Genomic DNA, 26,431 nt, shown 5'->3' on the forward strand with positions numbered 1-26,431 from the left:
TCGGGCGCGCGTGGGCGGTCGCGCCTAGGGTGGATGCGTGACGGCCGCGAAGGGGGACGCGTGACGGACGCGACGCACGACGGCTGGGCCCCGCCCAGCGACGACGACGCACCCGAGCCCTGGGACTCGTGGGGCGAGCCCGACGACGGCTGGGTGCCGCCGACGGACGACGACGCGCCCTCCACCGGGCACGGCGGCACGCGGACCGCGGTGCGCCGCGCTCCCGCGCCGGCGCGCGCGCCCGGCGTCGCCGCGACCGCCAAGGCCGCCACCCCGCTCGAGGCGCTCACGCGCGTGTGGGGCTACGACGCGTTCCGCGGGCAGCAGGCCGAGGTCATCGACGAGGTCGTCGCCGGCCGCGACGTGGTCGTGCTCATGCCCACGGGCGGCGGCAAGAGCCTCTGCTACCAGATCCCCTCGCTCGTGCGCGAGGGCACGGGCGTCGTCATCAGCCCGCTCATCGCCCTCATGCACGACCAGGTCGACGCGCTCGAGCAGCTGGGCGTGCGTGCCGCGTTCCTCAACTCCACGCAGTCGATCGACGAGCGGCGCGACGTCGAGCGGCGGCTGCTCGCGGGCGAGCTCGACATGCTCTACCTCGCGCCCGAGCGGCTGCCGGTGGCGCAGAGCCTGCTCGACGCGGCCCCCATCGCGCTCTTCGCGATCGACGAGGCCCACTGCGTCAGCCAGTGGGGGCACGACTTCCGGCCCGACTACCTGCAGCTGTCGGTGCTCGGCGAGCGCTGGCCCGACGTGCCGCGCGTCGCGCTCACCGCGACGGCCACCGCCGAGACGCGCGCCGAGATCGTCGAGCGGCTCGGCCTGCGCGACGCGCGCGTCTTCGTCTCGAGCTTCGACCGGCCCAACATCCAGTACCGCATCGCCCCCAAGCAGGACGCCAAGGCGCAGCTGCTGCGCATCATCCGCGACGAGCACCCGGGCGCCGCCGGCATCGTCTACTGCCTCTCCCGCAAGTCGGTCGAGGGCACGGCCGAGTGGCTGCGGGCGCAGGGCGTCGACGCGCTGCCGTACCACGCGGGCCTCGACGGCGCCGTGCGCGCCCGCAACCAGCAGCGCTTCCTGCGCGACGACGGCGTGGTGATGGTCGCGACGATCGCCTTCGGCATGGGCATCGACAAGCCCGACGTGCGCTTCGTCGCCCACCTCGACCTGCCCAAGTCGGTCGAGGGCTACTACCAGGAGACCGGCCGTGCCGGCCGCGACGGGGAGCCGTCGACCGCGTGGCTCGCCTACGGGCTGCAGGACGTCGTGCAGCAGCGCCGCATGATCGCCGACGGCGACGGCGATGCCCAGCGCAAGCGCAACCAGACGCTGCACCTCGACGCGATGCTCGCGCTCTGCGAGACGGTCGAGTGCCGCCGCCGGCAGCTGCTCGGCTACTTCGGCGAGCCGAGCGAGCCGTGCGGCAACTGCGACACGTGCCTCACCCCGCCCGACTCCTACGACGGCACGGTGCCGGCCCAGAAGCTGCTCTCGACCGTCGTGCGGCTGCAGCGCGAGCGCCGGCAGTCGTTCGGCGCCGGCCACCTGGTCGACATCCTCGTCGGGGCCGAGACCGAGCGCATCCGCCGCCTCGGGCACGACCAGCTCGCCACCTACGGCATCGGCGGCGACCTGCCGGCGACGCAGTGGCGCGGCATCGTGCGGCAGCTGCTCGCGCAGGGCCTGCTGCAAGTGCAGGGGGAGTACGGCGTGCTGGCGCTCACGGATGCGTCGGCGGCGGTGCTCGCGGGCGACCGGCAAGTGCGCCTGCGGCACGAGGCGAAGGCACTCCCGAAGGCGGCCAGGCGCTCGGCCAGCACCGCGCAGCTCGACGACGCCGACCAGGGCCGCTTCCAGGCGCTGCGCGCGTGGCGCGCGACGACGGCGAAGGAGCAGGCGGTGCCCGCCTACGTCGTCTTCAACGACCGCACGCTCGCGGCCATCGCCGAGCGGCGCCCCACGAGCCTCGTCGAGCTGTCGACCGTCTCGGGCGTGGGCGAGTCGAAGCTCGAGCGCTACGGCGAGGCCGTGCTCGAGGTGCTGGCGGCGGCATGAGCGAGCGGGTGCGGCTCGACGTCTGGATCTGGGCGGTGCGGCTCGTCAAGACGCGCGCGGCAGCGACGGCAGCCTGCCGCGGCGGGCACGTGAAGCTCAACGGCCAGGCCGCGAAGGCGGCGCAGCCCGTGCGGGTCGGCGACGAGGTGCGGGTGCGCATCTCGGGCTTCGACCGCGTGGTCGGCGTGCAGCAGCTGCTGTCGAAGCGCGTGAGCGCGCCGCTCGCCGCCGCCGCGATCGACGACCGCTCGCCGGAGCGGCCCACGGCGATCGACGCGGCGCAGGTGCCGCGCCGCGCGAAGGGCGCGGGGCGGCCGTCGAGCCGCGAGCGCCGCGAGATCGATCGGCTGCGGGGCCGCGCGGGCTGAGGGCTACGTCGTGACGACGAGCCCCATGACGAGCCACAGGAGCGCCGGCACCGTGAGCGATGTGCCCAGCACGAGCGCGGTGACGCCGAAGGCGAGCAGCGGCCGCGACGACGAGTCGTCGCGGCGCCGCGAGCCGCGCACGAGCAGGAGCGCGCCGACGACGAGCAGCAGCACGCCGGCGATGATGCTGAGCACGGCGAGCGGGGTGAAGGTCATCAGCGACATGGCGCGAGCGTAGCCCGCGGGGGCGGCGGAGCCCCCGCCGGCCGCCGCGCGGCGCCCGGCCCGGCCCGCGCATCCCGCTTCGATACCCTGGAGCACGTGCCCAGAACCGACATCTCGCCCCTGATCGCCCGCTCCTGGCTGCTCGTGCCCGCCTCGAAGCCCGAGCTCTTCGAGATCGCGCAGGCGAGCGACGCCGACGCGATCATCATCGACATCGAGGACGCGGTGGCGGCCAAGGACAAGGCGCAGGCCCGCGCCGACACCGTCGAGTGGCTGTCGACCGGCCACCGCGCGTGGGTGCGCATCAATGATGCCGCGAGCGAGTTCTGGAGCACCGACTGCGCGGCGCTCAAGGACGTCGAGGGCCTCGAGGGCATCATGCTCGCGAAGACCGAGTCGGCGAGCCACGTCGACGACACGGCGGACCGCCTGCCCGAGGGCACGCGCATCCTCGCGCTCGTCGAGACGGCCCGCGGCGTGCTGCACGTCGAGCGCATCGCGAACGCGCCCGCGACCTTCCGCCTCGCGTTCGGCACCGGCGACTTCAAGCGCGACACCGCCACCGGAGACGACCCGATCGCGCTCGCCTACGCGCGCTCGCAGCTCGTGATCGCCTCGCGCGCGGCCCGTCTGCCGGCGCCCATCGACGGCCCGACCCTGTCGACGGATGCGCTGGCCGACGGCACGAGGCTCGCGAAGGAGATGGGCATGTCGGGCAAGCTCTGCCTCACGCACACGCAGGCCGCCGCCATCAACGCGGGCCTCGCCCCGAGCCCGGAGGATGTCGCGTGGGCGCACGGGTTCGTGCGCGCGTTCGAGGAGTCGGGCGGGAAGATCACCGACGGGAGCGACCTGCCGCGGCTCGCGCGCGCCCAGAAGATCCAGGCGCAGGCGCGCGACTTCGGCATCGAGGCCGAGGCGACCGCACTGGAGCAGCTGAACTACTGAGCGGCGCACGCCGAGCACGGCAGAGGGCGGGGCGCCGAAGCGCCCCGCCCTCTGCGGTTCGAGCCGGTCGGCTCAGCGGAACGTGTCCTTGACGTCGTCGCCGGCGTCCTTCACGTGCTCGCCCGCCTGCTTGGCGTTCGCGACGTTCTGGTCGTGCTGACCCTGCGCCTCGAGGCGCTCGTTGTCGGTCGCGTCGCCGATGCCCTCCTTGGCGTTGCCGACTGCTTCCTTGGCTGCGTTCGAGATCTTGTCGTCGAGACCCATCTCAACCTCCTTGATCGGTGGGAGTCCGCCCGGTCTGAGCGGCTCCGGGGTACAACGTAGGCGGCGAGCCTGGGAGCCTGCTCAGGATGCGTCGGGCCGGGCCTCGCGCCCGGCGGCCGCCGGCCGCACGACGGGGATCGACGACGTCGTCACGGGAGGGGCGACGGATCCGGGGGCCGACGCATCCGCCTCGAGCTGCGCCTGGGCGGCGCGCTCGCCCATGGCCTCCTCCATCGCCGACTTCTGGCGCAGCGGCGGCGCCTTGAAGAAGAACGACAGCACGAGCGCCACCCCGACGACGGCGAGCGCCACCCAGAAGGGCCCGCTCGTGGCGTTGGAGAAGCCGTCGAGGAACGGCGCGGCGAGCCGCGGGTCGGCGGTGTTGAGGAACGAGGAGTCCTCGTTGAGCGCGCCGCCGATGCGCTCGGGGTGCTGCAGCACATCGAGGATGCGCTCGTTGCCCGGGTCGGCGAGCACCGCGGGATCCTGCATCGCCGCGGCCAGGTCGGTGCGGAGGTCCTGGCGGCCGAACGCGGTCTGCAGCGTCTCGGGCAGGCGCGCGAACAGCATCGAGAAGACGACCGCGACGCCGGCCGTGCCGCCGAGCTGGCGGAAGAACGTGGCGGCGCTCGTCGCGACGCCCATGTCCTTCGGCTGCACGGCGTTCTGGCTCGCGATCGTGAGCGTCTGCATGAGCTGCCCGAGGCCGAGGCCCAGCAGCAGCTGGCCGAGCAGCAGCACCCACAGCGGGCTGTCGAAGCGCAGCGTGACGAGCACGCCGTAGGCGACGGCCATGATCGCGAGCCCCGCGACCGGGAAGAAGCGGTAGCGGCCCGTGCGGGCGACGATCTGCCCGGAGGCGATCGACGCGATCATGAGGCCCAGGATCATCGGGAGCGTGGCGAGGCCCGCCTCGGTCGGGTTCATGCCGTGCACGATCTGCAGCACGAACGGGATCATCATCATGCCCGCGAACATGCCGAAGCCGGTGAAGACGCCGAGCACGGTCGCCATCGAGAAGGTGCTGCTGCCGAACAGGTGCAGCGGGATGAGCGCGGCATCGCCCATGCGGCGCTCGACGGCGATGAACGCCACGACGCCGAGCACGCCGACGACGTAGCAGGCGATGGCGGCGGGCGACGCCCATCCCCACTCCCGGCCCTGCTCGGCCACGAGCAGCAGCGGCACGACGCCGATGGCGAGCAGCGCCGCGCCCCACCAGTCGATGCGCACGCGCTCGTGGTGGGCGGGCAGGTGCAGGAACCGCCAGACCATCGTGAGCGCGGCGACGCCGATCGGCAGGTTGACGAGGAACACCCAGCGCCAGCCCTCGAGGAAGAGGATGCGGTCGGCGCCGGCGAGCACGCCGCCGATCAGCGGCCCGAGGATCGACGAGACGCCGAAGACGGCGAGGAAGTAGCCCTGGTACTTGGCGCGCTCGCGAGGGCTCAGCACGTCGGCCATGATCGTGAGCGGCAGCGACATGAGGCCGCCGGCGCCGAGGCCCTGGATCGCGCGGAACGCCGCGAGCTGGATCATGTCCTGCGCGAACGACGACAGGATCGAGCCGAGCAGGAACAGCACGATCGCGATGAGGAAGAGCGGCCTGCGGCCGAAGATGTCGCTGAGCTTGCCGTAGATGGGCGTGACGATCGTCGAGACGATGAGGAACGCGGTCACGACCCACACCTGCAGGTCGAGGCCCTGCAGGTCGTCGGCGATCGTGCGCATCGAGGTGCCGACGACGGTCTGCGAGAGCGACGACAGGAACATCGCGATCATGAGGCCGGCCAGCACGAGCATGATCTGGCGGTGGGTCATCAGGGGTGCGTCGGGCGCGTCGGCGCCCTCGACGGAGCGCGACTCGCGCTGCGACATGGGGGTCCTGCTCTCAAGGATTCGCGTGTGGGGAAGATCGTTAGTCTAGCGAATGGTCTGCGTGGGCGCCAGCCCGGCGCCACGGATGGCACGATGGATGCGTGCGGCGAGCGAGCGTGGTGGTGGCGGTGACGGCGGCGCTGGTCCTGGGCGGCTGCGCCGAGCCGGCCGACCCGGCACCGACGGCCTCGGCGCCCGCCTCGCCGAGCGCATCCGTCGCCCCGACGCCGACGCCGACGCCGACGCCCTCGCCGAGCCCGAGCGTCCCGCCGACGCCGGAGGCCGCGCCGACCGTGACGCCGAGCCCCTCGGCGACGCAGCAGCCGCCGCCGCCCCAGGCCGACGGGAGCGCGTCGAGCCTGCAGGTGCTCGTCAACAAGCGCCGGCCCCTGCAGCCGCAGGACTACGTGCCGGAGGTCGTCGCGGTCTCGATCTCGCGCGACGTCGACGGCGGCGGCGAGTGGGTGCGGCCCGAGGTCGATGCGGCCCTGCGCGAGCTCGACGCCGCGATGCGCGCCGAGCTGGGGGAGGGGCTGCACGTCTTCTCGTCGTACCGCAGCTTCGCGCGCCAGACCGAGCTCTACAACGGCTACGTCGCGAGCAGCGGGCAGGCCGCCGCCGACCGCACGAGCGCCCGGCCGGGCCACAGCGAGCACCAGACGGGCCTGGCCGTCGACGTCGTCGGCACGAGCGGCCAGTGCCGGCTCGACGTGTGCTTCGGCGGCACCGCCGCGGGCCGCTGGGTCGCCGCGGAGGCGTGGCGGTTCGGGTTCGTCGTGCGCTACCCCGACGGGCTGCAGGGCATCACGGGCTACCACTACGAGCCCTGGCACCTGCGCTACGTCGGCACCGACGTGTCGGTCGCGATGCACGAGCAGGGCACCCGCACGCTCGAGGAGCACTTCGGCGCCGGCAGCGCGCCGGACTACGGATGATGGGCATGCGGGCGGCTCGCAGGGTCGCGACGTAGCCTGCCGCCATGGCGAAGGCAGGACGCAGCATCGGCCGCAGCGGCGGCGGCGGAGGGTTCGGCGGCGGGTCGCGCAGCTTCTTCGGGGGCGGGTCGCGCTCGGGCGGCGGCGGCTCGTTCGGCGGCGGCTCCTGGGGGCGATCGTCGAGCTCGCGCTCGCGCAGCTCCTGGAACTGGAGCCCCTCCGCGGGCGGCTCCTCGCGCCCGCACCGCGGCAGCGGCCGCGAGTCGCCGAGCGCCGTCTCGTGGGTGCTCATCATCGCCATCCTCGCGATCGCGCTCTTCCTCACCTACGGCGTCGGCTGACGCGAGCCGGATGCGCCGACGCGTAGCCTGAGCGCATGACGTCGGCGCGCACGCGACTCCCGAGGCCGCTCCTCGCGGTGGTCGCTGCGACCGCGCTGCTGCTCTCCGGCTGCCAGGGGGCGTTCCAGCCCGCCACGGCCGAGCCCGGCGCGACCGCGACCGACCCCGCTGCCCAGCCCGAGGCATCCGCCACCCCGACGCCCACGCCGGAGCCGAGCATCGTCTCGGTGTCGGCGATGGGCGACATGCTGCCGCACGACTCGGTGACCGCCGACGCCCTGCAGCCCGACGGCAGCTACGACTACGGGCAGTTCTTCGACGCCGCGCGGCCGATCTGGGCCGACAGCGACCTCGTCTACTGCAACCAGGAGGCGCCGTCGGCGGGCGTCGAGCTGGGGCTCACCTACTACCCGGCGTTCAACGCGCCGCGCGAGTTCGCCGAGGGCATCGCCGACGCCGGCTGCAACGTGATCGGCTTCGGCAACAACCACACCTTCGACCGCGGCCAGGAGGGCGTCGACCGCACGCGCGCCGTGTGGGACGAGCTCGACCCGCTGCTCTTCTCGGGCGGCTTCCGGAGCCCCGAGGAGCAGGCGGAGGTGCCCGTGGCCGACGTCGACGGGCTCGCGGTGGCGTTCCTGAGCTTCGTCGACCTGTCGAACACGCCCACGAACGACCACGTCGTGACCTGGCTCGACGACCCGCTCGTCGAGCAGCAGCTCGCCGAGGCCGAGGACGTCGCCGATGCGACGATGGTCGCGGTGCACTGGGGGAACGAGTACTCGGCGGTCGTCAGCGACCGCCAGCGCGAGCAGGCGCAGCGGCTCGCCGACCTCGGCGCCGACGTGATCCTCGGCACGCACCCGCACGTGCTGCAGGAGGCCGAGTGGATCGAGCGCGCCGACGGCACGCGCGCGTTCGTGTACTACTCGCTCGGCAACGCGCTCTCGACGCAGATGGCCGTGCCGCGCGTCGTGAGCGCGGTCGCGCAGTTCGACCTCGTCGGGGAGCCCGGCGGCCCGGTCGAGGTGGTCGACCCCGCGGCGGTGCCGCTCTACATGCACTTCGACCTGACGCCCGCGCAGTTCCAGTCGGGCGCGTGGGTCAACCGGCGCAACCTGCAGCTGCACGCGCTCGTCGACGCGGCCGAGCCCATCACGCGCTCGGCGTGGCGCAACGAGCTGACGGTCGAGTCGGGCGTGCAGCTCGTGACGGATGTGCTCGGTCCCGACGTGCGCATCGTGACGGAGTCGTTCGCGCCCTGACCCGGCCCGGCGGGTCGCCCGCTATCCAGCGAGGGCCGTATCGACGATCTGCTTCGCCTCCGCCTGCACCTGCCGCAGGTGCTCCTCGCCCGCGAACGACTCGGCGTAGATCTTGTAGACGTCCTCCGTGCCCGACGGGCGGGCCGCGAACCAGGCGCGCTCGGTGACCACCTTCAGCCCGCCGATCGCGGCGCCGTTGCCGGGCGCCTCCGTGAGCTTCGCGACGATCGGGTCGCCGGCGAGCTCGGTCGCCGCGACCGCGTCGCCCGTCAGCTTCCCCAGCCGAGCCTTCTGCTCGCGCGACGCCGGCGCATCCACCCGCTCGTACACCGGCGCGCCGAAGCGCTCGGTCAGCTCGCCGTAGAGCTGCGACGGCGACTTGCCGGTCACCGCGCGGATCTCGGACGCGAGCAGGCACAGCAGGATGCCGTCCTTGTCGGTCGTCCAGACGGTGCCGTCCATCTGCAGGAACGAGGCGCCAGCGCTCTCCTCGCCGCCGAAGCCGACGGAGCCGTCGACGAGCCCCGGCACGAACCACTTGAACCCGACGGGCACCTCCCACAGCCGTCGCCCGAGCGACTCGGCCACCCGGTCGATCATCGAGGAGGAGACGAGCGTCTTTCCGATCGCGGCGTCGGCGCGCCAGTGCGGCCGGTGCGCGTAGAGGTACTCGATCGCGACGGCGAGGAAGTGGTTGGGGTTCATGAGCCCGCCGTCGGGCGTGACGATGCCGTGCCGGTCGGCGTCGGCGTCGTTGCCGGTGAGGATGTCGAACTCCTCGCGCCGCTCGAGCACCGACGCCATCGCGCTGGGGCTCGAGCAGTCCATGCGGATCTTCTCGTCCCAGTCGAGCGTCATGAACGACCACGTCGGGTCGACGGCCGGGTTCGTCACCGTCAGGTCGATGCCGTAGCGCTCGGCGATGGCGCCGTAGTAGTCGACCGCCGCGCCGCCGAGCGGGTCGGCGCCGATGTGGAGACCGGCGGCCGCGATCGCCTCGAAGTCGATGACCCGGCCGAGCGCCGAGACGTACTCCTCGCGGAAGTCGTAGAGCTCGACGCGGTGGTCGCTGCCGCCGGTCACCTCGACGCGCTGCACGCCCTCGAGGCCGGCGGCGATGAGCTCGTTGGCGCGCTTCGCGATCCACCCGGTCGCGTCGGAGTCGGCCGGGCCGCCGTGGGGCGGGTTGTACTTGAAGCCGCCGTCGCGCGGCGGGTTGTGCGACGGGGTCACGACGATGCCGTCGGCGCGGTCGTCGTCGGATGCCTCGGCGTTGTACGCGAGGATCGCCCGCGAGACCGCGGGGGTCGGCGTGACCGAGCCGCGCGCATCCGCCATCACCCGCACGCCGTTGGCGACGAGCACCTCGAGCGCGGAGCGCTCCGCCGGCAGCGACAGCGCGTGCGTGTCGCGGCCGATGAAGAGCGGCCCGGTGATGCCCTGGCTAGCGCGGTACTCGCAGATCGCCTGGGTGATCGCGAGGATGTGCGCCTCGTTGAAGGCGGTGTCGAGGGCGCTGCCGCGGTGGCCGCTCGTGCCGAACGCGACCGCCTGGTCGGGGTTCGTCACGTCGGGCGTCAGCTCGTAGTACGCGCGCTCGAGGGCGGCGACATCGATGAGGTCGTGGGGCTGGGCGACGGTGCCGGCTCTGCTCATGGCACCATCCAAGCACCGCGCGCCTGAGCCGCGGCGGCGGGATCTCACCCGTTGTCGCCGCCCGGCGCCGGTGCCACACTGTGGCCGTGGAAGACCGGGCGAGGGCGCTGGACGCCGCGCACCGCAGCGCGACGGCATTCCTCGGCACGCTCGACGAGCGGCCGGTGTGGCCGCGCGCGAGCCTCGACGAGATGCTCGACGTCTTCGGGGGTGCGCTGCCGGAGGAGGGCGCCGACCCGGCGGCGGTCGTGGAGGAGCTCGCGCGCGGCGCCGACGCGGGCCTGGCCGGCATCCCCGGCCCCCGCTTCTTCGGCTTCGTGATCGGCGGCACGCTGCCGGCGGCGCTCGCGGCCGACTGGCTCGTGTCGGCGTGGGACCAGAACTCCGGCTCGGCGATGCTGACCCCGGCGACGGTGGCGCTCGAGCGGGTCGCGGGGCAGTGGATGCTCGACCTCTTCGGCCTGCCGGCTACGGCGAGCGTCGGCTTCGTCACGGGCGGCCAGGTCGCCAACTTCACGTGCCTCGCCGCCGCCCGCAACGCCGTGCTCGCGCGGGCGGGCTGGGACCTGGCCGACCTCGGGCTGCACGGCGCCCCCGCGATCCGCCTCGTCGTCGGCGCCGACCGCCACGGCTCGATCGACCGCGCGGTGCGCTTCCTCGGCATCGGCCGCAGCGAGATCGTCGTCGTCGACGCCGACGACGAGGGGCGGATGCGCCCGGATGCCCTCGAGCGCACGCTCGAGCACGGCGAGGGGCCGCTCATCGTCTGCCTGCAGGCGGGCGAGGTGCACACGGGCGCCTTCGACGACTTCGCCGCGCTCATCCCGATCGCGCACCGCAATGCGGCGTGGGTGCACGTCGACGGCGCCTTCGGGCTGTGGGCGGCGGCGAGCCCGGCGCTGAGGCACCTCACCGAGGGCATGGCGCAGGCCGACTCGTGGGCGACCGATGCGCACAAGACCCTCAACGTGCCCTACGACTGCGGCATGGCGATCGTGCGCGACCCGGCCGACTCGATCGCGGCCTTCCGCACCGGCGGTGACTACCTCGTCTACACCGGCCTCGATCCGTGGGACGTGACCCCCGAGCTCTCGCGCCGCGCGCGCGGCGTGCCCGCCTGGGCGGCGCTGCGCAGCCTCGGCCGCACCGGCGTCGCGGCGCTCGTCGACCGGCTGCGGGCGAACGCGCTCGCGATGGCCGAAGGGCTCGGCGCGATCGACGGCGTCGAGGTGGTGGCCGAGGTGCCGTACACGCAGGTCATGTTCCGGATGGGCTCCGACGAGGCGACGCGGGCGCTCGGCGCCGCGATCCTCGCCGAGGGCACCGCGGTCGTGACGGGCGCCGAGTGGCGCGGCCGAGCGGCGCTGCGCTGCTCGATGTCGTCGTGGGCGACGCGACCGGCCGACGTCGAGCGCACGCTCGCCGCGATCCGCGCCCTCGCCGCCGCCTGACGTCGCGCCGCCGCGACCTAGGCTGGAGCCATGACCCAGCCCCGCGTCGTCACGTTCCTCGGCCCCCGCGGCACGTTCACCGAGGCGGCGCTCGAGCAGGTCCCCGGCCTCGAGGGCGCCGAGCGGGTGCCGGTCGCGAACGTCGCCGAGGCGATCGCGGCGGTCTCCGAGGGCCGCTCCGACGCGGCGATGATCGCGATCGAGAACTCGATCGAGGGCGGCGTCACCGCCGCCCAGGACGCGCTCGCCGCGACCCCGGGCATCCGCATCCTCTCCGAGCACGTCGTGAGCGTGAACTTCTCGCTCGTCGCACCCGCGGGCACGCGGCTCGACGACATCCGCGTCATCGCCGCCCACCCCGTCGCGTGGGCGCAGTGCGCCGGCTGGCTGCAGCGCGAGCTGCCGGGCCGCGCGCACCTGCCCGCCGCCTCCAACGTGACCGCGGCCGCCGACCTCGGCAGCGGCACCGCGCAGGCGGCGCTCTCGACGCCCACCATCGGCCACTGGGTCGAGGGGCTCGACGTGCTCGCCGACCGGATCGGCGACAACCCGGATGCGGTGACGCGGTTCCTGTTCGTCGGCCGCGCGGGCGCGCCCGGCGAGCCGACCGGCTCCGACAAGACGAGCCTCGTGGTCGAGCTGCCGAGCGACGAGCCGGGCATGCTGCTCGACATGCTCGAGCAGTTCGCCACCCGCGGCGTCAACCTCTCGCTCATCCAGTCGCGGCCCATCGGCGACCGGCTCGGCCGGTACCGCTTCGTCATGGACGCGGACGGGCACATCCGCGACGAGCGGGTGGCGGATGCGCTGCTCGGCCTCAAGCGCTTCAGCCCGTCGGTGACGTTCCTGGGCTCGTACCCGCGGGCCGACGGCCAGCGGATCGAGGTCGAGCACCGCTACTCGGACGCGTCGTTCGAGGACGCGCGCGACTGGCTGCGGGGGCTGCTCGCGGGGGAGCCGGACGCCTGATCGCTCGGCTCTGTTACGCGATATGACGATAGGAGCCATAAGCCTGCGTTAGGTTGGTCGGCGGCCCACTGCCCCCGACAGGAAGACAGGCTCACCGTGATCCTCACCGGTCTCGCGCTCGGCGCACTCCTCGGCTTCGCCCTGCAGCGGGGGAGGTTCTGCGTCACCGGCGCCTTCCGCGACGTGTGGCTCGTGCGGCAGTCGCGCTGGCTCACCGCCTTCTTCGTCACCATCGCCGTGCAGTCGGTCGGGGCCTTCGCGCTCGACGCCGCGGGCGTCATCGAGCTCGGCGGCGGCGCCTTCCCCTGGCTCGCGGCGATCCTCGGCGGGCTCGTGTTCGGCTTCGCGATCGTCTACGCCGGCGGCTGCGCCACCGGCACCTACTACCGGGCCGGCGAGGGCCTCATCGGCTCGTGGATCGCGCTCGGCGGGTACGCGCTCGCCGCGGCGATCATGAAGCACGGGCCCGGCGCGCCCGTCGTCGAGGCGCTGCGCGGCGTCTCGGCGCCCGTCGGCACCGTGCACGAGCTGCTCGGCGTGAGCCCGTGGTTCCTCGTCGCCCTGCTCGTCGCCGGCACGGCCGCAGCCGTCTGGCACCACCTCCGCAAGGACGCCGCCCGTCCGAAGCCGGTGCAGCTGCCGGCGCGGCGCACGGGCCTCGCGCGCATCCTCTTCGAGCGGCCCTGGAACGCGTTCGCCACGGCGCTCGTGATCGGCCTCATCGGCATCGCCGCGTTCCCGCTCTCGTGGGCGACCGGCCGCGAGTCGGGCCTCGGCATCACCACCCCGAGCGCCGACATCGTCGCCTTCCTCGTCACGGGCGACGTCGAGCTCGTCGACTGGGGCGTGATGCTCGTGCTCGGCATCCTGCTCGGCTCGTTCATCGCCGCGAAGGGCTCGGGCGAGTTCCGCGTGCGGGTGCCCGACGCCCAGACGGTGCTGCGCTCCACCGGCGGCGGGCTGCTCATGGGCGTCGGCGCCGCGATCGCGGGCGGCTGCACCATCGGCAACGCCATGGTGGGCTCGGCCACCTTCACGCTGCAGGGCTGGGTCTCGTTCGCGGCCATGCTGCTCGGCACCGGCATCGCCGTGCGCTTCGTGTTCGGCGCCAGGCGCGCCGACCGCACGGTCGCGGCACCGACGCCCGTCGGCGTCTGACGTCCCGCGCATCCGTCGACCATCCGCACCCTGCGGCCACCGCATCCATCGACCACTCGTCCATCCACCATCAGGAGGAATCGTGACCGTCCACGTGCTCGAGACCGAGGGCCAGGTGTGCCCGTTCCCGCTCGTCGAGGCGAAGCGCGCCATCGCGGGCATCGCATCCGGCGACGAGCTGCGCATCGACTTCGACTGCACCCAGGCGACCGACTCGCTGCCGCGCTGGGCGGCCGACGAGGGCTACCCCGTGACGGCCTTCGAGCGCACCGGCGACGCGAGCTGGACCATCACGGTGCAGAAGCCCTAGACCGCGACGCCCTCGTGCGAGCGGCGGTGCGGCACGCGCACCACGAGCGCGTCCTCGCGGACGCCGGCGCGCAGCGCGATCGCGTCGCCGACCACGTCGCCGTCGACCTGCACGGCGCGGGGCTCCTCGAGCCGCGCGTGCGTCTCCTTCGCCTGGCCGTAGCCGAGCGCGGCGCCGGTGCGCTGGCGCCCGAGGTGCCCGGTGCGGCGCAGCAGCTTCGTGACGAGCAGGTTGTTGCGGGCGACGTACCCGGCGACCTGCAGCCAGCCGCGCGCACCCTGCGGGCGGATGAGCGCGATGTCGAGCATGCCGTCGTCGACGACCGCATCGGGCAGCACCACGATGCCGTTCGTCACCGTGCCGCAGTTGCCGATCAGCATCGTGTTGACCGTCGAGCGGGTCGTGCGGCCGCCGTCGAGGCGCACCTGCACGCGCACCTTGTCGAGCCCCGAGATCACGCGACCCGCGGCGTCGACGTAGGCGAGCCATCCGACCTTCTTCTTCAGCTCCTCGTCGGTCTTCTCGATCATCTCGGCGTCGAGGCCGAAGCCGACCATCACCGCGAACGCGTGCTTCGAGCGGGTGCCGTCGGGAGCCTCGATCTCGAGCTCGCCGAGGTCGATCTCGCGCTCGTCGCCCTCGAAGGCGTTCACGACCGCGTTCTTCAGGCTCGTCACGTCGATGCCGAGGTTGCGGGCCAGCAGGTTGCCGGTGCCGGCCGGGATGATCGCGAGCGGCACGTGCGCGCGCGTCACCGCGTCGGCCGCGACTCGCACCGTGCCGTCGCCGCCGGCGACGAGCAGCAGGTCGACGCCCGCGTCGAGGGCCGACCGCACGGCGGCCTCGCCGGCGTCGTCGGCGGAGGTCTCGAACCAGATGGGCTCCGACCACTCGAGCGGCTGCGCCGACTCGACCTGGACCGCGAGCTCGTCGCGGTCGATCTTGATGGGGTTGTAGACGATCCCTGCGCGCATGCTCGAACAGTACCCCGCGGATGCTGGGCCGCAGCAGTCGGGGCGTTCACCTGCCGCTCGTAGACTTGGGGCGTGATCGATCCCCAGCTGCTGCGCGAGCAGCCCGACCTCGTCAAGGCCAGCCAGGAGCGCCGCGGCGACCCGGTGTCGTACGTCGACGAGGCGCTCGAGGCCGAGCGCGCCCGCCGCGCCGCCATCACCGAGTTCGAGCGGCTGCGCGCCGAGCAGAACGCGCACGGCAAGCTCGTCGGCGCGGCCGCCAAGGAGGACCGGCCGGCGCTCATCGAGCAGGGCAAGGCGCTCGCCGCGGGCGTCAAGGAGGCGCAGGCGCGCGTCACCGAGGCCGAGGCGGCCTTCGACGCCGCCGTGTCACGGCTCGGCAACGTCGTGCACCCCGACGTGCCCGCCGGCGAGGAGGCCAACTTCGTCACGCTCTCGACGCACGGCGAGGAACGCGCGTTCGACTTCGAGGCGCGCGACCACGTCGAGCTGGGCGAGAGCCTCCAGGCCTTCGACATCGTGCGCGGCGCCAAGGTCGCGGGCAGCCGCTTCTACTACCTGACCGGCATCGGCATGCGGCTCGAGCTGGCGATCATGCTCATGGGCCTCGACCAGGTGCTCGCCGACGGCTTCACGCCGCTCACGACGCCGACGCTCGTGCGGCCCGAGATCATGCGCGGCACCGGCTTCCTCGGCGAGCACGCCGACGAGGTCTACCACCTGCCCGCCGACGACCTCTACCTCACGGGCACGAGCGAGGTGGCGCTCGCGGGCTTCCACGCCGACGAGATCGTCGACCTCGAGCAGCCGAGGCGCTACGCCGGCTGGTCGACCTGCTACCGCCGCGAGGCGGGCTCGGCGGGCCGCGACACCCGCGGCATCCTGCGCGTCCACCAGTTCAACAAGCTCGAGATGTTCTCGTACGTGAAGCCCGACGAGGCCGAGGCCGAGCACGACCGCATGCGCGCGCTGCAGGAGCGCATGCTGCAGGCGTGCGAGCTCGACTACCGCGTCATCGACGTCGCGGCCGGCGACCTCGGCTCCTCCGCCGCCCGCAAGTTCGACATCGAGGCGTGGATCCCGTCGCAGCAGCAGTACCGCGAGCTCACCTCCACCTCGAACTGCACCACCTTCCAGGCGCGCCGCCTCGGCACCCGCTACCGCACCGAGACCGGCCGCACGGCGCCCGCCGCGACGCTCAACGGCACCGCCGCGACCACGCGCTGGCTCGTCGCGATCCTCGAGACGCACCAGCAGGCCGACGGCTCGGTGCGCGTGCCCGCCGCGCTGCAGCCCTACCTGGGCGGCATGGACGTCATCGAGCCGGTCGGCGCGAGCGCCTGATGGAGCCGCTGCTGATCGGCCTCGACATCGACGGCACCGTCGTGCACGAGGACGACTCGCTCTCGCCGAGGGTCGCGGATGCGGTGCGCCGCGTCGTCGAGGCCGGTCACGTCGTCGTGCTGGCCACGGGCCGCTCGCAGGCGACCACCGAGTCGACCGCGGTGCGGCTCGCCATCGAGCCGAGCCACCTCGTGTCGGCGAACGGCGCACTCGTGCTCGCGCGCCGCGGCGACGCGTACGAGCCGGTGCACGTCGAGACCTTCGACCCGTCGGACGCCCTCCGCACGATCGCGCAGGGGCTGCCCACCGGCTCCTTCATGGTCGAGGACGCCACGGGCCACCGCCGCTACACCGACGGCATGGTCGACTGGAACCTCGACGTCGCCGAGCGCGTCGAGTTCGAGGACCTGCTCGAGGTGCCGGCGCTGCGCGTCGTCGTGATGAGCCCCGACCACGAGGTCGACGAGTTCCTCGAGATCGTCGAGGGGATGGGCCTGCACAAGGTGTCCTACGCGATCGGCTACTCGTCGTGGCTCGACATCGCGCCGGAGGGCGTCAACAAGGCGACGGGGCTCGAGCACGTCGCCGAGGACCTCGGCATCCCGCGCGACCGCATCGTCGTCGTCGGCGACGGCCGCAACGACATCGAGATGTTCGAGTGGGTCGCCGAAGGCGGCGGCAGGGCCGTGGCGATGGGCCAGGCGCCCGACGAGGTGAAGGCCGCGGCGACCGAGGTCACCGCCGACGTGCAGGGCGACGGCCTGGCGCTCGTGCTCGAGGGGCTGCTCGTCCGGGCCTGAGGCCGCGATGGCGCGGCGAGGCCCGACCCCGCACCCACAGGATCCCGACAGCCCGCCGGTAGGTGGCGCATCCGCTCCGGCCGTAGAATCGTCCGAAGCCCCGCCGCATCCCAGCCGCGGAGGGAGCATCGGGAGGGCTGTCCGAGCGGCCGATGGAGCCGGTCTTGAAAACCGGTGGGCAGCGATGCCTCGTGGGTTCGAATCCCACGCCCTCCGCACCGCCGACAGCACGACGCACGAGAGGGGCAGGCCATGGCAGACGAGCGCACCGGCTCGGTCGTCGACACCACGGCGATGGCGCCCCGGCACGGCCGCCTGCGCCGGCACTCCGGCCTCGCGCACGTGCTGCGCTGGCTCGGCCTCGGCATGGCCGTCGTGCTCGTCGCCGTCGTCGGCGTCGCCGGCATCTCGCTGCTGCGGCTGACCACGGGCATCGCCACCGTCGACCTCGGCGGCGACGTGCCGCCCGCGCAGGCCGGCTTCGCGCCCTACGAGGGCGGGTTCACGATCCTGCTCGTCGGCTCCGACCAGCGCGAGGGCCAGGGCGCCGAGTTCGGCGAGGGCGCGTACGACGGGCAGCGCCTCAACGACGTCACGATGCTGCTGCACGTGAGCGACGACCACAGCCTCGCGCGGGTCGTCTCGTTCCCGCGCGACCTCGTGGTCGACTTCCCGGCGTGCGAGGACCCGGAGACGGGCGAGGTCGCCCCGGCGGCCGACGGTGTGCAGTTCAACCAGGCCCTCAACCGCGGCGGGCTCTCGTGCGTGGCCGAGGTCGTCACCGACCTCACGGGCATCGAGGTGCCGTACGCCGCGATGATCACGTTCCAGGGCGTCATCTCGATGTCGAGCGCCGTGGGCGGCGTGCCCGTGTGCTTCGCCGGCCCGATCGACGACCCGTGGACGGGCCTGCAGATCCCGGAGGCCGGCGTGCACGAGCTGGAGGGCGAGCAGGCGCTCGCGTTCCTCCGCTCGCGGCACGGCGTCGGCGACGGCTCCGACCTCGCGCGCATCTCGTCGCAGCAGGTGTTCCTGTCGTCGCTCGTGCGCACGCTCCAGTCGGATGCGGTGCTGACGGACGTGACGCGGCTGTACGCGATCTCGCAGGTGGCGATCGAGAACATGACCCTCTCGTCGGGCCTCGGCGACGTTGGCACGATGGTGTCGATGGCGCGGGTGCTCGCCGACATCCCGCTCGAGACGATGCAGTTCGTGCTCTACCCGAACGTGCCCGAGGGGGTGCGCGTGGTGCCCGACGAGGAGCGCGCCGACGAGCTCATGCGGCGCATCCGCCTCGAGCAGCCGATCGAGCTCGGCGAGGACTCGCTCGGCGTCGGCTCGACCGACGAGACGCCGGCGCCGACCGATGGCCCCGACGCGACCGCGACGGCCGAGCCCGAGGCCACCGAGACGGCGGCGCCGACCGAGACGCTCGAGCCGGGCGCGACCCCGACCCCGACGCCCACCGACGAGCTCGACGGCGTCATCGGCCAGGACGCGTCGCAGGAGTCGTGCGTGGTGCCGTTCGGCGGCTGAGGCGGCTCAGCAGGCTCAGCCCAGCAGGTCCTGGCGCGCCTCGGGGATGCCGTGGCGGTTGGGGCGCTCCGCGCGACGGGCGGCGAGGAGCATCGGCAGCGAGCCGGGGCACCAGCCGCGCACCGCGCCGACGAGCACGAGCGCCGCGAACGCGCCGACAGCCCCGGCCAGCAGGGGCTGGTCGAGGCTGTCGAGCGCGAAGGCGGCGAGCAGCAGGCCCACGAGGGCCTGCGCGATGCGCTCGCCGCGGCCGGCGCCGCAGGCGCGAGCTCGCGCCGGGCGACGGCCGTCGGTCATGACGCGGGCTGCGAGGCGCGCTGCTCGGCGATCTGACGACGCACGTCGTCCATGTCGAGCCCGCGCACGGCCTCGATGACGGAGTCGAGCTGCGGAGCGCCGAGCGCGCCGGGCTGCGAGAAGACGAGGACGCCCTCGCGGAACGCCATCAGCGTCGGGATGGAGGTGATGCGGAAGCCGGCGGCGAGGTCCTGCTGGGCCTCGGTGTCGACCTTCCCGAAGTGGATGTCGGGGTGCTTGGCCGCCGCCTGCTCGAAGATGGGCGCGAACATGCGGCAGGGGCCGCACCAGCCGGCCCAGAAGTCCAGCAGCACGATGTCGTTGCCGGTGATCGCGGCCTCGAGGTTCTGTGCGGTGATCTCGTGAGTGCTCATGGTTCGAGTATACCCCCTGGGGTATTTTTCCGCTAGGGCTGGACGATCGGGAGGCCGGTGGCGGCCGCCGCCTGGTCGAGCGAGCCGAGGTTGGTCACGTCGTCGAAGCCGGCCTGCTCCATGAGGGCCTCGGCCTGCGCGGCGCGGCTGCCCGAGCGGCAGTAGACGAGGTAGGCGGCATCCGGGTTCATCTCGGGCAGCGCCGCGGCGAGCTCGCCGCTGCTGACGTCGCGCAGCTCGGCGCCCTCGAGGTGGCCGCCGGCGAACTCCTCGGGCGTGCGCACGTCGAGCACGATCGTGTCGGCGGCGATGGGGGCGGATGCGGTGGGCTCGGCGGCGCTGGCGCAGCCGACGGCCGAGACGGCGACGGCGAGCACGGCGACGAGCGATGCGATGGTGCGGGGCGTGGTGGCCATGGTGGTTCCTTCGGTGGTGGGGAGGGTGCGGGGGAAGCGGTTCAGGAGGCGGCGCAGACGCCGCCGGGGCAGTGCTGGGGCGGCGTCGTGCCGAAGGTGCGCTGGAGGGCGCAGCCGACGCAGATGCCGAAGGCGGTCTCGGCGAAGAGCATGCCGAGGCAGAGGGCGCAGAGCGCGAGGGTGACCCAGAGCGGGGCGCCGAGCACGCCGAACGGCTGGAGCGGCGCCTGCGAGCCGGTCGCCGCGGCGAGCCCGAAGGCGATGCCGCCGGCGAGCAGCAGCAGGCCGGCGGCGGCGCGCACGGCGCGCTCGTCGACGACGGGCACGGCGTAGCCCGGCAGGTGCCGCCCGATGCGAGGGGCATCTGCCGGGCCGGTCGTCGTCATCGCGCCATCGGGAGGTCCGCCTCGACCCACGCGAGCATCCCGCCCTGCATGTTGTCGACGGCGAAGCCGGCATCCTCGAGGAACATCGCGGCGCGGCCCGAGCGGTTGCCGGAGCGGCAGATCGCGATGACCGGGCGCGCCTTGTCGAGCTCGTCGAAGCGGTACGGCAGGTCGCGCAGCGGGATGTGGCGGGCGCCGGGGATCATCCCCGCGGCGACCTCGGCGTCCTCGCGGACGTCGACCAGCTGCGCGTCGCCGCCGAGGCGGCGCTGCACGTCGTGCACGGTGATGTCAGCCATGCCGCTGCCTCACGCCGCCGCGCCGGCGAGCACGGGCTCGTTGCCCGCGACCGCCACCCAGCCCTGGTACGAGCCGTCGAGCTCGGCCACGTCGAAGCCCTCGCGCCGCAGCGCGCTCGCGACGACGCTGTTGCGCACGCCGCTCTGGCAGTACGTGACGATCGTGCCCTCGGCGGGCAGCTCGTCGGTGTGCCACAGGGCGCGGCCGCCGCTCAGGTGCTCGGAGCCGGGGATGCTGCCGTCGGCGTGCTCGGTGCGGTTCCGCACGTCGAGCAGCAGCACGTGCGGGAAGTCGCCGAGCGCGTCGGGCGAGACGAGCTTCGGCTCGACGAGCTCGAGCCCCTCGAGGCTCGTCACGAAGCCGGCGACCCGGTCGATGCCCACGCGCACCAGGTGGTCGCGCAGCTCGGCGGCCTCCTCGGCGTCGGCGGCGAGCAGCACGAGCGGGCGCTCCTCGGTCTGCGGGTCGTAGACCCACGCGCCGTAGCTCGCGGCCTTGGCGACGCCCGGCACGTTGAGCGAGCGGGGCACCGTGCCCTCGTGCACCGCGTGGTGGTCGCGGCTGTCGACGAAGATCGCCTCATCGGCTCCGAGGGCCGCGGTCAGCTCTGCCGCGGTGTACTCGCGCAGCTCGCCGCTGCCCTCGAGCAGCGCCGGGCCGACGCGGTTCTCGGTCTTCATGCGGGCGAAGTAGGCGTGCGCATCCGGCTGGCCGCCGAGCAGGTCGTCGATGAAGCCCTGCTCGTCGTCGTTGCGGAGGTAGGTGCTCCACCACGAGAACGCGCGCTCGTAGCCGACGGTCGACGCGGGGATCGCGCCGAGCGCCTTGCCGCACGCGCTGCCGGCGCCGTGCGCGGGCAGCACCTGCACGTAGTCGGGCAGCGTGAGGAAGCGGTCGCGGAGGCTCGCGAAGAGGTCCTTCGCTCCCTGGAAGCGGGTGTCGACGCCGCCGGCGGCCTCGTCGAGCAGGTCCGGGCGGCCCAGGTCGCCGACGAAGACGAAGTCGCCGGTCAGCATGAAGCCGGGCTCGTCCGCCTGCGCGCCGTCGGTCACGAGGAAGGAGAGGTGCTCGGGCGTGTGGCCCGGCGTGTGCACGGCCTCGACGGTGATGTTGCCGAGGCGGATGCGGTGGCCGTCCTTCATGCGCACGGCGTCGTCGAAGCCGTCGCCGTAGGTCCAGTCGGGACCGCCCTCGTCGGAGACGAACATCGTGGCGCCGGTGGCGGCCGCGAGCTCCCGGGTGCCCGACAGGTAGTCGGCGTGGATGTGCGTCTCGGTCACGGCGGCGATCCGCATGCCCTTGCGCTCGGCGAGCTCCAGGTAGACGCGGATGTCGCGGCGCGGGTCGACCACGACGGCCTCGCCGCTCGCCTGGCAGCCGATGACGTAGCTCGCCTGCGCGAGGTCCTCGTCGTAGATGCGTTCCAGCAGCATGGTGCTCCTTCTCTCGCTGTCAGTGGTGGGCTGCGCTGCTCAGCAGCTGCAGCGGTCGGCCTGCGCGACGCCGGCCAGCGCCTCGTCGACGTGCTGGCCGCAGCCGGCCCAGGTCGGCTTGCCGCAGGTGTCGCAGGTGATGCGCATGCACATGGTGTGGTCCTCTCGTCTGTCTGCTCTTGATACCCCGGGGGGTATGTCTCTACGATACCCCGAGGGGTATCCTTGTTGTCAACACCACGAAGGAAGCAGGTCAACATGGCGAGCGAACTGGCAGCCGGGCTCGACGCCGAGGCGCAGCGCAAGATCATCAACCGGCTCCGCCGCGCCCACGGGCAGCTCGGCGCCGTCATCGCGGCGGTCGAGCAGGAGGCGCACTGCCGCGACATCGTGCAGCAGCTCTCCGCGGTCTCGAAGGCGGTCGACCGGGCGGGCTTCCTCGTCGTCTCGACCGCGCTCCGCGAGTGCCTGACCGATCCCGAGGGCGACGACACCGCGCAGGTGGAGGAGCTCGAGAAGCTGTTCCTGTCGCTCGCCTGATCGGGCCCGCTCGCCCGGCGGCGAAGCGCATCCGCACCCTTTGGTAGCATTGCGGTCGGCCTGCCTGACGGCGGGCCGAGGAGACGTCGCATAGTCCGGCCTAGTGCACCACCCTGCTAAGGTGGAGTCCCCAATAGGGGACCGAGGGTTCAAATCCCTCCGTCTCCACGCATGCCCCTTCGTCTCGCCACGAAGGGGCATCGTCTGTTTCGGATGCGTCAGCGCGGCTCGTCGCGTCGCTGGCGCCCGGCACGCGCGCCCGGATACGCTCCGAACGGCGGTTCGCCGTCGCCCCTTGCCGCACCAGCATTGGACGCCGCATGCTCCGCAGACTGCTCGCCGTCACCGCCGCCGCCGCGCTCGCCGTCACCGGCATGGCCGCCGTGCCCACCGCGGCACCCGCCGCTGCCACGGGGGCGGTGCAGCTGCCCACCGGCGAGGTCGTGCCGGTCGAGCACCTCGACGAGGTGCGGGCCGTCTTCGACGCCATCAACGACTACCGGCAGGCGCAGGTGCCGCCCTTGCCGCGCCTGCGCTTCGCGCCCGACCTCTTCGCGCTCGCGCAGAGCTGGAGCGACCAGATGGCCGCGACCGGCAGCTTCGTGCACCGCCAGCAGCACTGGACCCTCTACCCGCCGGGCCTCACAGGCGGCGGCGAGATCATCGCCGCCCGCACGGGCGACAACGCCGCCGGACTGGTGCAGCAGTGGATCGACTCGCCGCCGCACCGGTCGATGATGCTGGAGCCGCGCCACTCCGTGATGGGCGTCGGCATCGCCTTCGGGCGCTACCTGTACGGCACCACGAACTTCGGCACCACACCCGAGGGCAGCCCGACGCCGACCTTCGCCTCGATCGACGACTGGATCGCGAGCGGCGGCGAGGTCTCGCGCCACGACGTCGTGGGTGCGCTCCGCGACGTCGGCGCATCCGCCCCCGACAGCATCCGCGTCTCCGGCTGGGCGTTCGACTTCACCCGGCGCGACCTCGCCTCGAGCGTGACCGTGACGGTCGACGGCACCCGTTCGGTGACGGTGGATGCGAGCGCTCGCCTCTGGCCCTGGGGTGCGGGGGAGTGGCGCGAGGGCCACGACTTCGAGGCGAGCATCGCGGGCGCGCCGGGCGCCGTGCATCGGGTGTGCGTGCGTGCCGAGGACTCGTTCGGCGCGGGCCAGCCGGAGTCGCTCGGCTGCCGCACGGTCGAGATGCCGATCGAGGCCGCGCGCCTCGCCGGCGCCAACCGCTACGAGACGGCCGTCGAGGTCTCGCGCGCCTACAACGACCCCGCGGCGGTCGACACCGTCTACCTCGCCACCGGCGAGCGCTATCCCGACGCCCTCGCGCTCGCGCCCGCCGCCGCCCGGGCGGGCAGCGCGCTGCTGCTGACGCCGCAGTCGGCGCTGCTGGACGTCGTCGCCGACGAGCTGCAGCGGCTGACACCGGATGCGGTGGTCATCGTGGGCGCGGAGGACTCGGTCTCGGCCGAGGTCGAGGCTCAGGTCGCCGCCGCGCTGCCGGGCGCGACGGTGGAGCGGCTGGCCGGATCGAACCGCTATGAGACGGCGGTGATGATCGCGCGCGAGGTCTTCCCCGACGCGACGACCGCCTACGTCGCATCCGGTCGCCTCTTCCCCGACGCGCTGTCGGCCGCGCCGGTCGCTGCCGCGGCGGATGCGCCGGTGCTGCTGACGCCGGCGGGGAGCCTGCCGGAGAGCGTGCGCGCCTACCTCGAGGAGAGCGGCATCGCGGCGACCGTCGTCGCGGGCGGCGAGCCCAGCGTGTCGGCTGATGTCGAGGCGCAGCTGCGCGAGCTCGTCGGGGCGGCGCCGGAGCGGCTCGCCGGCAGCGACCGCTACGAGACCAACCGGCTGCTCGCCGCATCCGCCGGTCTGGCGGGCTCGCCGAACGTGCTGCTCGCCTCGGGGCAGAACTTCCCCGACGCGCTCGCGGGCGCCGCGATCGCCGCGGGCGCGGGCCCGCTGCTGCTGGCCGGGCGGCTCTGCGTGCCCGACGGCACCGTCGCGATGATCCGCGAGCAGTACCGGCCAGAGCAGCTCGTGGTGCTCGGCGGCGAGCCGACGCTGTCCGCCGCCTCGGCGGCGCTCACGCGCTGCGGCTGAGGCCCGCGGCGGCCGGCGCTGGGGCCCTCTGCGAGATTTCTCAGCAGCGGAACGCGATGACCGCTACGCTTGCCGTGGCGCAGGACGATTCTTGTTCTGCGCTTTTCGCGCGGCTCAGGCCGCACAGCATGATTGAAGGAAATATGGCAACCGGCACCGTCAAGTGGTTCGACTCCGGCAAGGGCTTCGGCTTCATCGCTCCGGACGACGGCGGCAAGGATCTGTTCGCTCACTACAGCCAGATCCAGTCCAACGGCTTCAAGACCCTCGAAGAGGCTCAGGCAGTCGAGTTCGAGATCGTTGAGGGCAACAAGGGCCCGCAGGCTGCGAACATCCGCCCCCTGTGAGCCTGGGCGCGTCCATGACGCGCCTCGATTCGCGTCGACGGCCAGTGATCGGGTAGTCTGATCGCTGGCCGTTCGGCCAAGCGCCCGTAGCTCAACGGATAGAGCATCTGACTACGGATCAGAAGGTTGGGGGTTCGAGTCCCTCCGGGCGCGCACTGTGTTGAGACAGTAGAAGGCCACTTGCGGAAGCAGGTGGCCTTCGTGGTTGGCGCAGGTGTCCAAGAACGCGTCCAAGAACGTCGGATCCAGCGGCTAGCGGCACAGCGCCCTTGTCAGTCCCAGACTGTCCCGATGAGGCGGTGTGGCAAGTCCTCCGGAGCGGCACAGCAGGCGGTGTCGGCCGCCGAGCATGCCGGCGCTCCGTCCCGCCTGTCGTGGGAGCGAAGCGGTACGGTCCAAAGAGGACCCGTCCGAGGAGACTGCATGTACTACCTGATCCGTCCCGAGATCGCGGGAGCTGCGTTGTGCACGGTCCGTTCGTTCAGGGATCGCGCGCCGTCGACGGTTCCCGCACGCGCACTGTCGAACCTGTCCAGAGCTTCCGGATTCACAGTGTCCTGCGGGATCGCGTGAAAGCGATTCTCCGAGGCGGTGTCGGGCCCCTAATGGCGACTCCCAGCCGAATTATGAGCTGGCGGCTTTTGGGGTTGCGCTTCACGCCCGCGGTCACCTGCTCGATCTGATGTATCGCACCGCCGCGAGGCGAGAATCGGATACTGTCGGAGCAACCTTGCGTGAGGTGCACGTCAGTCTAAGGAGCCAAGGTTCTACTGCCGCAGCACTGCAGACGCCACTGATGGAGGAGCAGCCTTGCCCCGTAGCACGCCCGCGCTTGCTGCCGCCGCGATCGCACTGATCGCCCTCACCGCATGCGCGGCGACACCCCCGCCGGCACAGACCCCCGCACCTGCTGCCGAGTCGACTCAGGCGCCCGCGCCGAGCGCCGACCCGATGGCCGACCGCGACCCGACCGACGAGTTCGTGCCGCTCGAGGTCGTCACCGACGAGTACGGCACCTACCAGCGGCAGACGCTCGCCGACGACGCACCGCAGCTGCAGTGGGACGAGGAGCTCGTCGTATTCGACCTGCTCGAGGAGCACGGCTTCACGCCCGAGCAGGCGCACGGGGCGCAGCAGATCGCCGCCCGCTACTTCGCCGAGGAGTTCCTGGACAATGAGCGGCTCGACAATTACAACGCGCAGACCACACAGGAGTGGTTCGACGAGCTCGAGTTTCCGGTCACCCCGTCCTTCCGTGACGGCTCGATCGAGTCCGACGAGCCCTTTGCTGCTGGCCTCGCCCTCGGCGCATGGCTGCCGGAGAACACGTCGCGCGACGGCGGGCCGCGCGGCACGAGCACCTTCAGCGTGATCGGGGTAGAGGCGTTCGTCTCTGACGCTCCATACAACGTCCCGCAGATCAACCTCGGCTTCGATTTCACGCGGCAGCTGGAAACCACCGATGAAGCCGCGCTCGAGCTGTGGCGACGGCTCAGCCCTGACATCTCGGACGCCGAGCGCGAGGCGCGAGCGCCCGAGCTGTTCGACGGCGATGGCCGTGCGCAGATCGACGCAATCGGCAGCCTCTGGATGGGCTACGACCCGGTGCAGCGCGGCCTCGCGAGCACCGCCGGCAACTGGGTCCCCTACCTGCAGCCCAGCGGCACCTCGCTGTACCCGGACGTCGACGACCTGAAGTAGCGCCAGCGCACCCCTCCAGAGCGACAGGCACCCCAGC

Annotated in this window: 29 protein-coding genes and 3 tRNA genes; 20 read left to right on the forward strand and 12 right to left on the reverse strand. The window is 72.9% G+C overall.

The window, feature by feature from the left end:
• The first annotated feature begins 60 nt into the window (after positions 1 to 60).
• Both recQ and AC1RNL_RS03400 read left to right on the forward strand, forming a co-directional pair.
• The gene (recQ, locus tag AC1RNL_RS03395) at positions 61 to 2,058 is read left to right on the forward strand and encodes a DNA helicase RecQ (protein WP_492934442.1); all 1,998 of its coding nucleotides are present in this window, start codon (positions 61 to 63) and stop codon (positions 2,056 to 2,058) included.
• On the forward strand, positions 2,055 to 2,426 hold the full coding sequence (locus AC1RNL_RS03400) for an RNA-binding S4 domain-containing protein (protein ID WP_492934443.1): 372 nt from the start codon (positions 2,055 to 2,057) through the stop codon (positions 2,424 to 2,426). Before recQ ends, AC1RNL_RS03400 begins: the two co-directional genes overlap by 4 nt.
• A gap of 3 nt (positions 2,427 to 2,429) precedes the next feature.
• Here the strand turns inward: AC1RNL_RS03400 and AC1RNL_RS03405 are convergent, their stop codons facing one another.
• The gene (locus AC1RNL_RS03405; protein ID WP_128189821.1) at positions 2,430 to 2,651 is read right to left on the reverse strand and encodes a DUF308 domain-containing protein; all 222 of its coding nucleotides are present in this window, start codon (positions 2,649 to 2,651) and stop codon (positions 2,430 to 2,432) included.
• A 96-nt stretch (positions 2,652 to 2,747) separates the two neighbouring features.
• On the opposite strand from AC1RNL_RS03405, the gene AC1RNL_RS03410 reads away from it, so the two are divergent.
• Complete coding sequence (locus tag AC1RNL_RS03410) at positions 2,748 to 3,599, forward strand: HpcH/HpaI aldolase/citrate lyase family protein (RefSeq protein ID WP_240671359.1); 852 nt, start codon at positions 2,748 to 2,750, stop codon at positions 3,597 to 3,599.
• 72 nt (positions 3,600 to 3,671) lie between these two features.
• Here the strand turns inward: AC1RNL_RS03410 and AC1RNL_RS03415 are convergent, their stop codons facing one another.
• Both AC1RNL_RS03415 and AC1RNL_RS03420 read right to left on the reverse strand, forming a co-directional pair.
• Positions 3,672 to 3,863, reverse strand: coding sequence for a CsbD family protein (locus AC1RNL_RS03415; protein WP_128189819.1), 192 nt, complete (start codon positions 3,861 to 3,863; stop codon positions 3,672 to 3,674).
• An 81-nt stretch (positions 3,864 to 3,944) separates the two neighbouring features.
• Positions 3,945 to 5,741, reverse strand: coding sequence for an MDR family MFS transporter (locus tag AC1RNL_RS03420; protein WP_492934444.1), 1,797 nt, complete (start codon positions 5,739 to 5,741; stop codon positions 3,945 to 3,947).
• A 101-nt stretch (positions 5,742 to 5,842) separates the two neighbouring features.
• Here AC1RNL_RS03420 and AC1RNL_RS03425 point away from each other — a divergent pair, with 101 nt between their 5' ends.
• From AC1RNL_RS03425 to AC1RNL_RS03435, 3 genes are read left to right on the forward strand one after another with little or no spacing between them, the layout of a single operon-like run.
• Positions 5,843 to 6,676: a M15 family metallopeptidase gene (locus AC1RNL_RS03425; protein WP_492934445.1), complete on the forward strand. Its 834-nt coding sequence runs from the start codon at positions 5,843 to 5,845 to the stop codon at positions 6,674 to 6,676.
• 44 nt (positions 6,677 to 6,720) lie between these two features.
• Positions 6,721 to 7,017 (forward strand): hypothetical protein, encoded by a 297-nt coding sequence (locus AC1RNL_RS03430; protein WP_492934446.1) that lies wholly within the window; start codon positions 6,721 to 6,723, stop codon positions 7,015 to 7,017.
• 35 nt (positions 7,018 to 7,052) lie between these two features.
• The gene (locus AC1RNL_RS03435) at positions 7,053 to 8,282 is read left to right on the forward strand and encodes a CapA family protein (protein ID WP_492934447.1); all 1,230 of its coding nucleotides are present in this window, start codon (positions 7,053 to 7,055) and stop codon (positions 8,280 to 8,282) included.
• A 21-nt stretch (positions 8,283 to 8,303) separates the two neighbouring features.
• Here AC1RNL_RS03435 and pgm read toward each other — a convergent pair whose 3' ends face one another.
• Positions 8,304 to 9,938 carry a phosphoglucomutase (alpha-D-glucose-1,6-bisphosphate-dependent) gene (gene pgm, locus AC1RNL_RS03440; protein ID WP_492934448.1) on the reverse strand — a complete coding sequence of 545 codons (1,635 nt, stop codon included), beginning with the start codon at positions 9,936 to 9,938 and terminating at the stop codon, positions 8,304 to 8,306.
• A gap of 86 nt (positions 9,939 to 10,024) precedes the next feature.
• Here pgm and AC1RNL_RS03445 point away from each other — a divergent pair, with 86 nt between their 5' ends.
• The 4 genes from AC1RNL_RS03445 (at position 10,025) to AC1RNL_RS03460 (ending at position 13,826) form a co-directional block, all read left to right on the forward strand.
• Entirely contained in the window at positions 10,025 to 11,389 is a 1,365-nt protein-coding gene (locus AC1RNL_RS03445) for a pyridoxal phosphate-dependent decarboxylase family protein (protein ID WP_492934449.1), read from the forward strand.
• Positions 11,390 to 11,419: 30 nt separating this feature from the next.
• Complete coding sequence (gene pheA, locus AC1RNL_RS03450) at positions 11,420 to 12,358, forward strand: prephenate dehydratase (RefSeq protein ID WP_492934450.1); 939 nt, start codon at positions 11,420 to 11,422, stop codon at positions 12,356 to 12,358.
• 96 nt (positions 12,359 to 12,454) lie between these two features.
• Complete coding sequence (locus AC1RNL_RS03455) at positions 12,455 to 13,516, forward strand: YeeE/YedE family protein (protein ID WP_492934451.1); 1,062 nt, start codon at positions 12,455 to 12,457, stop codon at positions 13,514 to 13,516.
• 82 nt (positions 13,517 to 13,598) lie between these two features.
• The gene (locus AC1RNL_RS03460) at positions 13,599 to 13,826 is read left to right on the forward strand and encodes a sulfurtransferase TusA family protein (RefSeq protein ID WP_128189812.1); all 228 of its coding nucleotides are present in this window, start codon (positions 13,599 to 13,601) and stop codon (positions 13,824 to 13,826) included.
• Here AC1RNL_RS03460 and AC1RNL_RS03465 read toward each other — a convergent pair.
• Positions 13,823 to 14,800: a diacylglycerol/lipid kinase family protein gene (locus AC1RNL_RS03465; RefSeq protein WP_492934452.1), complete on the reverse strand. Its 978-nt coding sequence runs from the start codon at positions 14,798 to 14,800 to the stop codon at positions 13,823 to 13,825. The two genes, AC1RNL_RS03460 and AC1RNL_RS03465, sit on opposite strands and share 4 nt — an antisense overlap.
• 72 nt (positions 14,801 to 14,872) lie before the next feature.
• On the opposite strand from AC1RNL_RS03465, the gene serS reads away from it, so the two are divergent.
• The 4 genes from serS to AC1RNL_RS03485 all read left to right on the forward strand — a co-directional run bounded on the left by serS (position 14,873) and on the right by AC1RNL_RS03485 (position 18,480).
• Complete coding sequence (gene serS / locus AC1RNL_RS03470; protein ID WP_492934453.1) at positions 14,873 to 16,144, forward strand: serine--tRNA ligase; 1,272 nt, start codon at positions 14,873 to 14,875, stop codon at positions 16,142 to 16,144.
• Entirely contained in the window at positions 16,144 to 16,944 is an 801-nt protein-coding gene (locus AC1RNL_RS03475; RefSeq protein ID WP_492934454.1) for an HAD family hydrolase, read from the forward strand. The genes serS and AC1RNL_RS03475 overlap by 1 nt, the downstream gene beginning before the upstream one ends.
• Positions 16,945 to 17,075: 131 nt before the next feature.
• Positions 17,076 to 17,160, forward strand: a tRNA-Ser gene (locus AC1RNL_RS03480).
• Between the two features lie 36 nt (positions 17,161 to 17,196).
• Positions 17,197 to 18,480, forward strand: coding sequence for an LCP family protein (locus tag AC1RNL_RS03485; protein WP_492934455.1), 1,284 nt, complete (start codon positions 17,197 to 17,199; stop codon positions 18,478 to 18,480).
• Positions 18,481 to 18,495: 15 nt separating this feature from the next.
• Here the strand turns inward: AC1RNL_RS03485 and AC1RNL_RS03490 are convergent, their stop codons facing one another.
• From AC1RNL_RS03490 to AC1RNL_RS03520, 7 genes are read right to left on the reverse strand one after another with little or no spacing between them, the layout of a single operon-like run.
• Positions 18,496 to 18,777 (reverse strand): hypothetical protein, encoded by a 282-nt coding sequence (locus AC1RNL_RS03490; protein WP_364195530.1) that lies wholly within the window; start codon positions 18,775 to 18,777, stop codon positions 18,496 to 18,498.
• Positions 18,774 to 19,151 (reverse strand): thioredoxin, encoded by a 378-nt coding sequence (gene trxA / locus AC1RNL_RS03495; RefSeq protein WP_364195527.1) that lies wholly within the window; start codon positions 19,149 to 19,151, stop codon positions 18,774 to 18,776. The genes AC1RNL_RS03490 and trxA overlap by 4 nt, the downstream gene beginning before the upstream one ends.
• A 32-nt stretch (positions 19,152 to 19,183) precedes the next feature.
• Positions 19,184 to 19,567, reverse strand: a complete 384-nt coding sequence (locus AC1RNL_RS03500) for a rhodanese-like domain-containing protein (RefSeq protein WP_492934456.1) — start codon at positions 19,565 to 19,567, stop codon at positions 19,184 to 19,186.
• A 41-nt stretch (positions 19,568 to 19,608) separates the two neighbouring features.
• Positions 19,609 to 19,953: a hypothetical protein gene (locus AC1RNL_RS03505; protein WP_492934457.1), complete on the reverse strand. Its 345-nt coding sequence runs from the start codon at positions 19,951 to 19,953 to the stop codon at positions 19,609 to 19,611.
• Positions 19,950 to 20,252: a rhodanese-like domain-containing protein gene (locus tag AC1RNL_RS03510; RefSeq protein WP_492934458.1), complete on the reverse strand. Its 303-nt coding sequence runs from the start codon at positions 20,250 to 20,252 to the stop codon at positions 19,950 to 19,952. Before AC1RNL_RS03510 ends, AC1RNL_RS03505 begins: the two co-directional genes overlap by 4 nt.
• A 9-nt stretch (positions 20,253 to 20,261) precedes the next feature.
• Positions 20,262 to 21,686, reverse strand: coding sequence for an MBL fold metallo-hydrolase (locus AC1RNL_RS03515; protein ID WP_492934459.1), 1,425 nt, complete (start codon positions 21,684 to 21,686; stop codon positions 20,262 to 20,264).
• 39 nt (positions 21,687 to 21,725) lie between these two features.
• Positions 21,726 to 21,833, reverse strand: a complete 108-nt coding sequence (locus AC1RNL_RS03520; protein ID WP_492934460.1) for a DUF8730 family Cys-rich protein — start codon at positions 21,831 to 21,833, stop codon at positions 21,726 to 21,728.
• 111 nt (positions 21,834 to 21,944) lie between these two features.
• Here AC1RNL_RS03520 and AC1RNL_RS03525 point away from each other — a divergent pair, with 111 nt between their 5' ends.
• From AC1RNL_RS03525 to AC1RNL_RS03550, 6 genes are all read left to right on the forward strand, one after another.
• Entirely contained in the window at positions 21,945 to 22,226 is a 282-nt protein-coding gene (locus tag AC1RNL_RS03525) for a metal-sensitive transcriptional regulator (protein WP_146355116.1), read from the forward strand.
• A gap of 79 nt (positions 22,227 to 22,305) precedes the next feature.
• Positions 22,306 to 22,394 (forward strand) — tRNA-Ser (locus tag AC1RNL_RS03530).
• Positions 22,395 to 22,546: 152 nt separating this feature from the next.
• A complete protein-coding gene (locus AC1RNL_RS03535; protein WP_492934461.1) occupies positions 22,547 to 24,346 on the forward strand; it encodes a cell wall-binding repeat-containing protein in 1,800 nt (599 codons plus the stop codon).
• Between the two features lie 143 nt (positions 24,347 to 24,489).
• Complete coding sequence (locus AC1RNL_RS03540; protein ID WP_092666090.1) at positions 24,490 to 24,693, forward strand: cold-shock protein; 204 nt, start codon at positions 24,490 to 24,492, stop codon at positions 24,691 to 24,693.
• Between the two features lie 80 nt (positions 24,694 to 24,773).
• Positions 24,774 to 24,846, forward strand: a tRNA-Arg gene (locus AC1RNL_RS03545).
• 798 nt (positions 24,847 to 25,644) lie between these two features.
• Complete coding sequence (locus AC1RNL_RS03550; protein WP_492934462.1) at positions 25,645 to 26,394, forward strand: hypothetical protein; 750 nt, start codon at positions 25,645 to 25,647, stop codon at positions 26,392 to 26,394.
• Positions 26,395 to 26,431 lie beyond the last annotated feature (37 nt).

This window comes from Agrococcus sp. GW821-FHT14H11 (genome assembly GCF_058803545.1).

Coding starts and splice junctions, on each gene's coding strand:
- trxA (WP_364195527.1), bottom strand. CDS start 19,151: ATGAGCACTCACGAGATCACCGCACAGAACCTCGAGGCCGCGATCACC.
- AC1RNL_RS03415 (WP_128189819.1), bottom strand. CDS start 3,863: ATGGGTCTCGACGACAAGATCTCGAACGCAGCCAAGGAAGCAGTCGGC.
- pgm (WP_492934448.1), bottom strand. CDS start 9,938: ATGAGCAGAGCCGGCACCGTCGCCCAGCCCCACGACCTCATCGATGTC.
- AC1RNL_RS03475 (WP_492934454.1), top strand. CDS start 16,144: ATGGAGCCGCTGCTGATCGGCCTCGACATCGACGGCACCGTCGTGCAC.
- AC1RNL_RS03400 (WP_492934443.1), top strand. CDS start 2,055: ATGAGCGAGCGGGTGCGGCTCGACGTCTGGATCTGGGCGGTGCGGCTC.
- pheA (WP_492934450.1), top strand. CDS start 11,420: ATGACCCAGCCCCGCGTCGTCACGTTCCTCGGCCCCCGCGGCACGTTC.
- AC1RNL_RS03515 (WP_492934459.1), bottom strand. CDS start 21,686: ATGCTGCTGGAACGCATCTACGACGAGGACCTCGCGCAGGCGAGCTAC.
- AC1RNL_RS03540 (WP_092666090.1), top strand. CDS start 24,490: ATGGCAACCGGCACCGTCAAGTGGTTCGACTCCGGCAAGGGCTTCGGC.
- AC1RNL_RS03520 (WP_492934460.1), bottom strand. CDS start 21,833: ATGCGCATCACCTGCGACACCTGCGGCAAGCCGACCTGGGCCGGCTGC.
- AC1RNL_RS03535 (WP_492934461.1), top strand. CDS start 22,547: ATGCTCCGCAGACTGCTCGCCGTCACCGCCGCCGCCGCGCTCGCCGTC.
- AC1RNL_RS03430 (WP_492934446.1), top strand. CDS start 6,721: ATGGCGAAGGCAGGACGCAGCATCGGCCGCAGCGGCGGCGGCGGAGGG.
- AC1RNL_RS03500 (WP_492934456.1), bottom strand. CDS start 19,567: ATGGCCACCACGCCCCGCACCATCGCATCGCTCGTCGCCGTGCTCGCC.
- AC1RNL_RS03465 (WP_492934452.1), bottom strand. CDS start 14,800: ATGCGCGCAGGGATCGTCTACAACCCCATCAAGATCGACCGCGACGAG.
- AC1RNL_RS03420 (WP_492934444.1), bottom strand. CDS start 5,741: ATGTCGCAGCGCGAGTCGCGCTCCGTCGAGGGCGCCGACGCGCCCGAC.
- AC1RNL_RS03505 (WP_492934457.1), bottom strand. CDS start 19,953: ATGACGACGACCGGCCCGGCAGATGCCCCTCGCATCGGGCGGCACCTG.
- AC1RNL_RS03485 (WP_492934455.1), top strand. CDS start 17,197: ATGGCAGACGAGCGCACCGGCTCGGTCGTCGACACCACGGCGATGGCG.
- AC1RNL_RS03405 (WP_128189821.1), bottom strand. CDS start 2,651: ATGTCGCTGATGACCTTCACCCCGCTCGCCGTGCTCAGCATCATCGCC.
- AC1RNL_RS03550 (WP_492934462.1), top strand. CDS start 25,645: ATGGCCGACCGCGACCCGACCGACGAGTTCGTGCCGCTCGAGGTCGTC.
- AC1RNL_RS03490 (WP_364195530.1), bottom strand. CDS start 18,777: ATGACCGACGGCCGTCGCCCGGCGCGAGCTCGCGCCTGCGGCGCCGGC.
- AC1RNL_RS03435 (WP_492934447.1), top strand. CDS start 7,053: ATGACGTCGGCGCGCACGCGACTCCCGAGGCCGCTCCTCGCGGTGGTC.
- AC1RNL_RS03525 (WP_146355116.1), top strand. CDS start 21,945: ATGGCGAGCGAACTGGCAGCCGGGCTCGACGCCGAGGCGCAGCGCAAG.
- AC1RNL_RS03510 (WP_492934458.1), bottom strand. CDS start 20,252: ATGGCTGACATCACCGTGCACGACGTGCAGCGCCGCCTCGGCGGCGAC.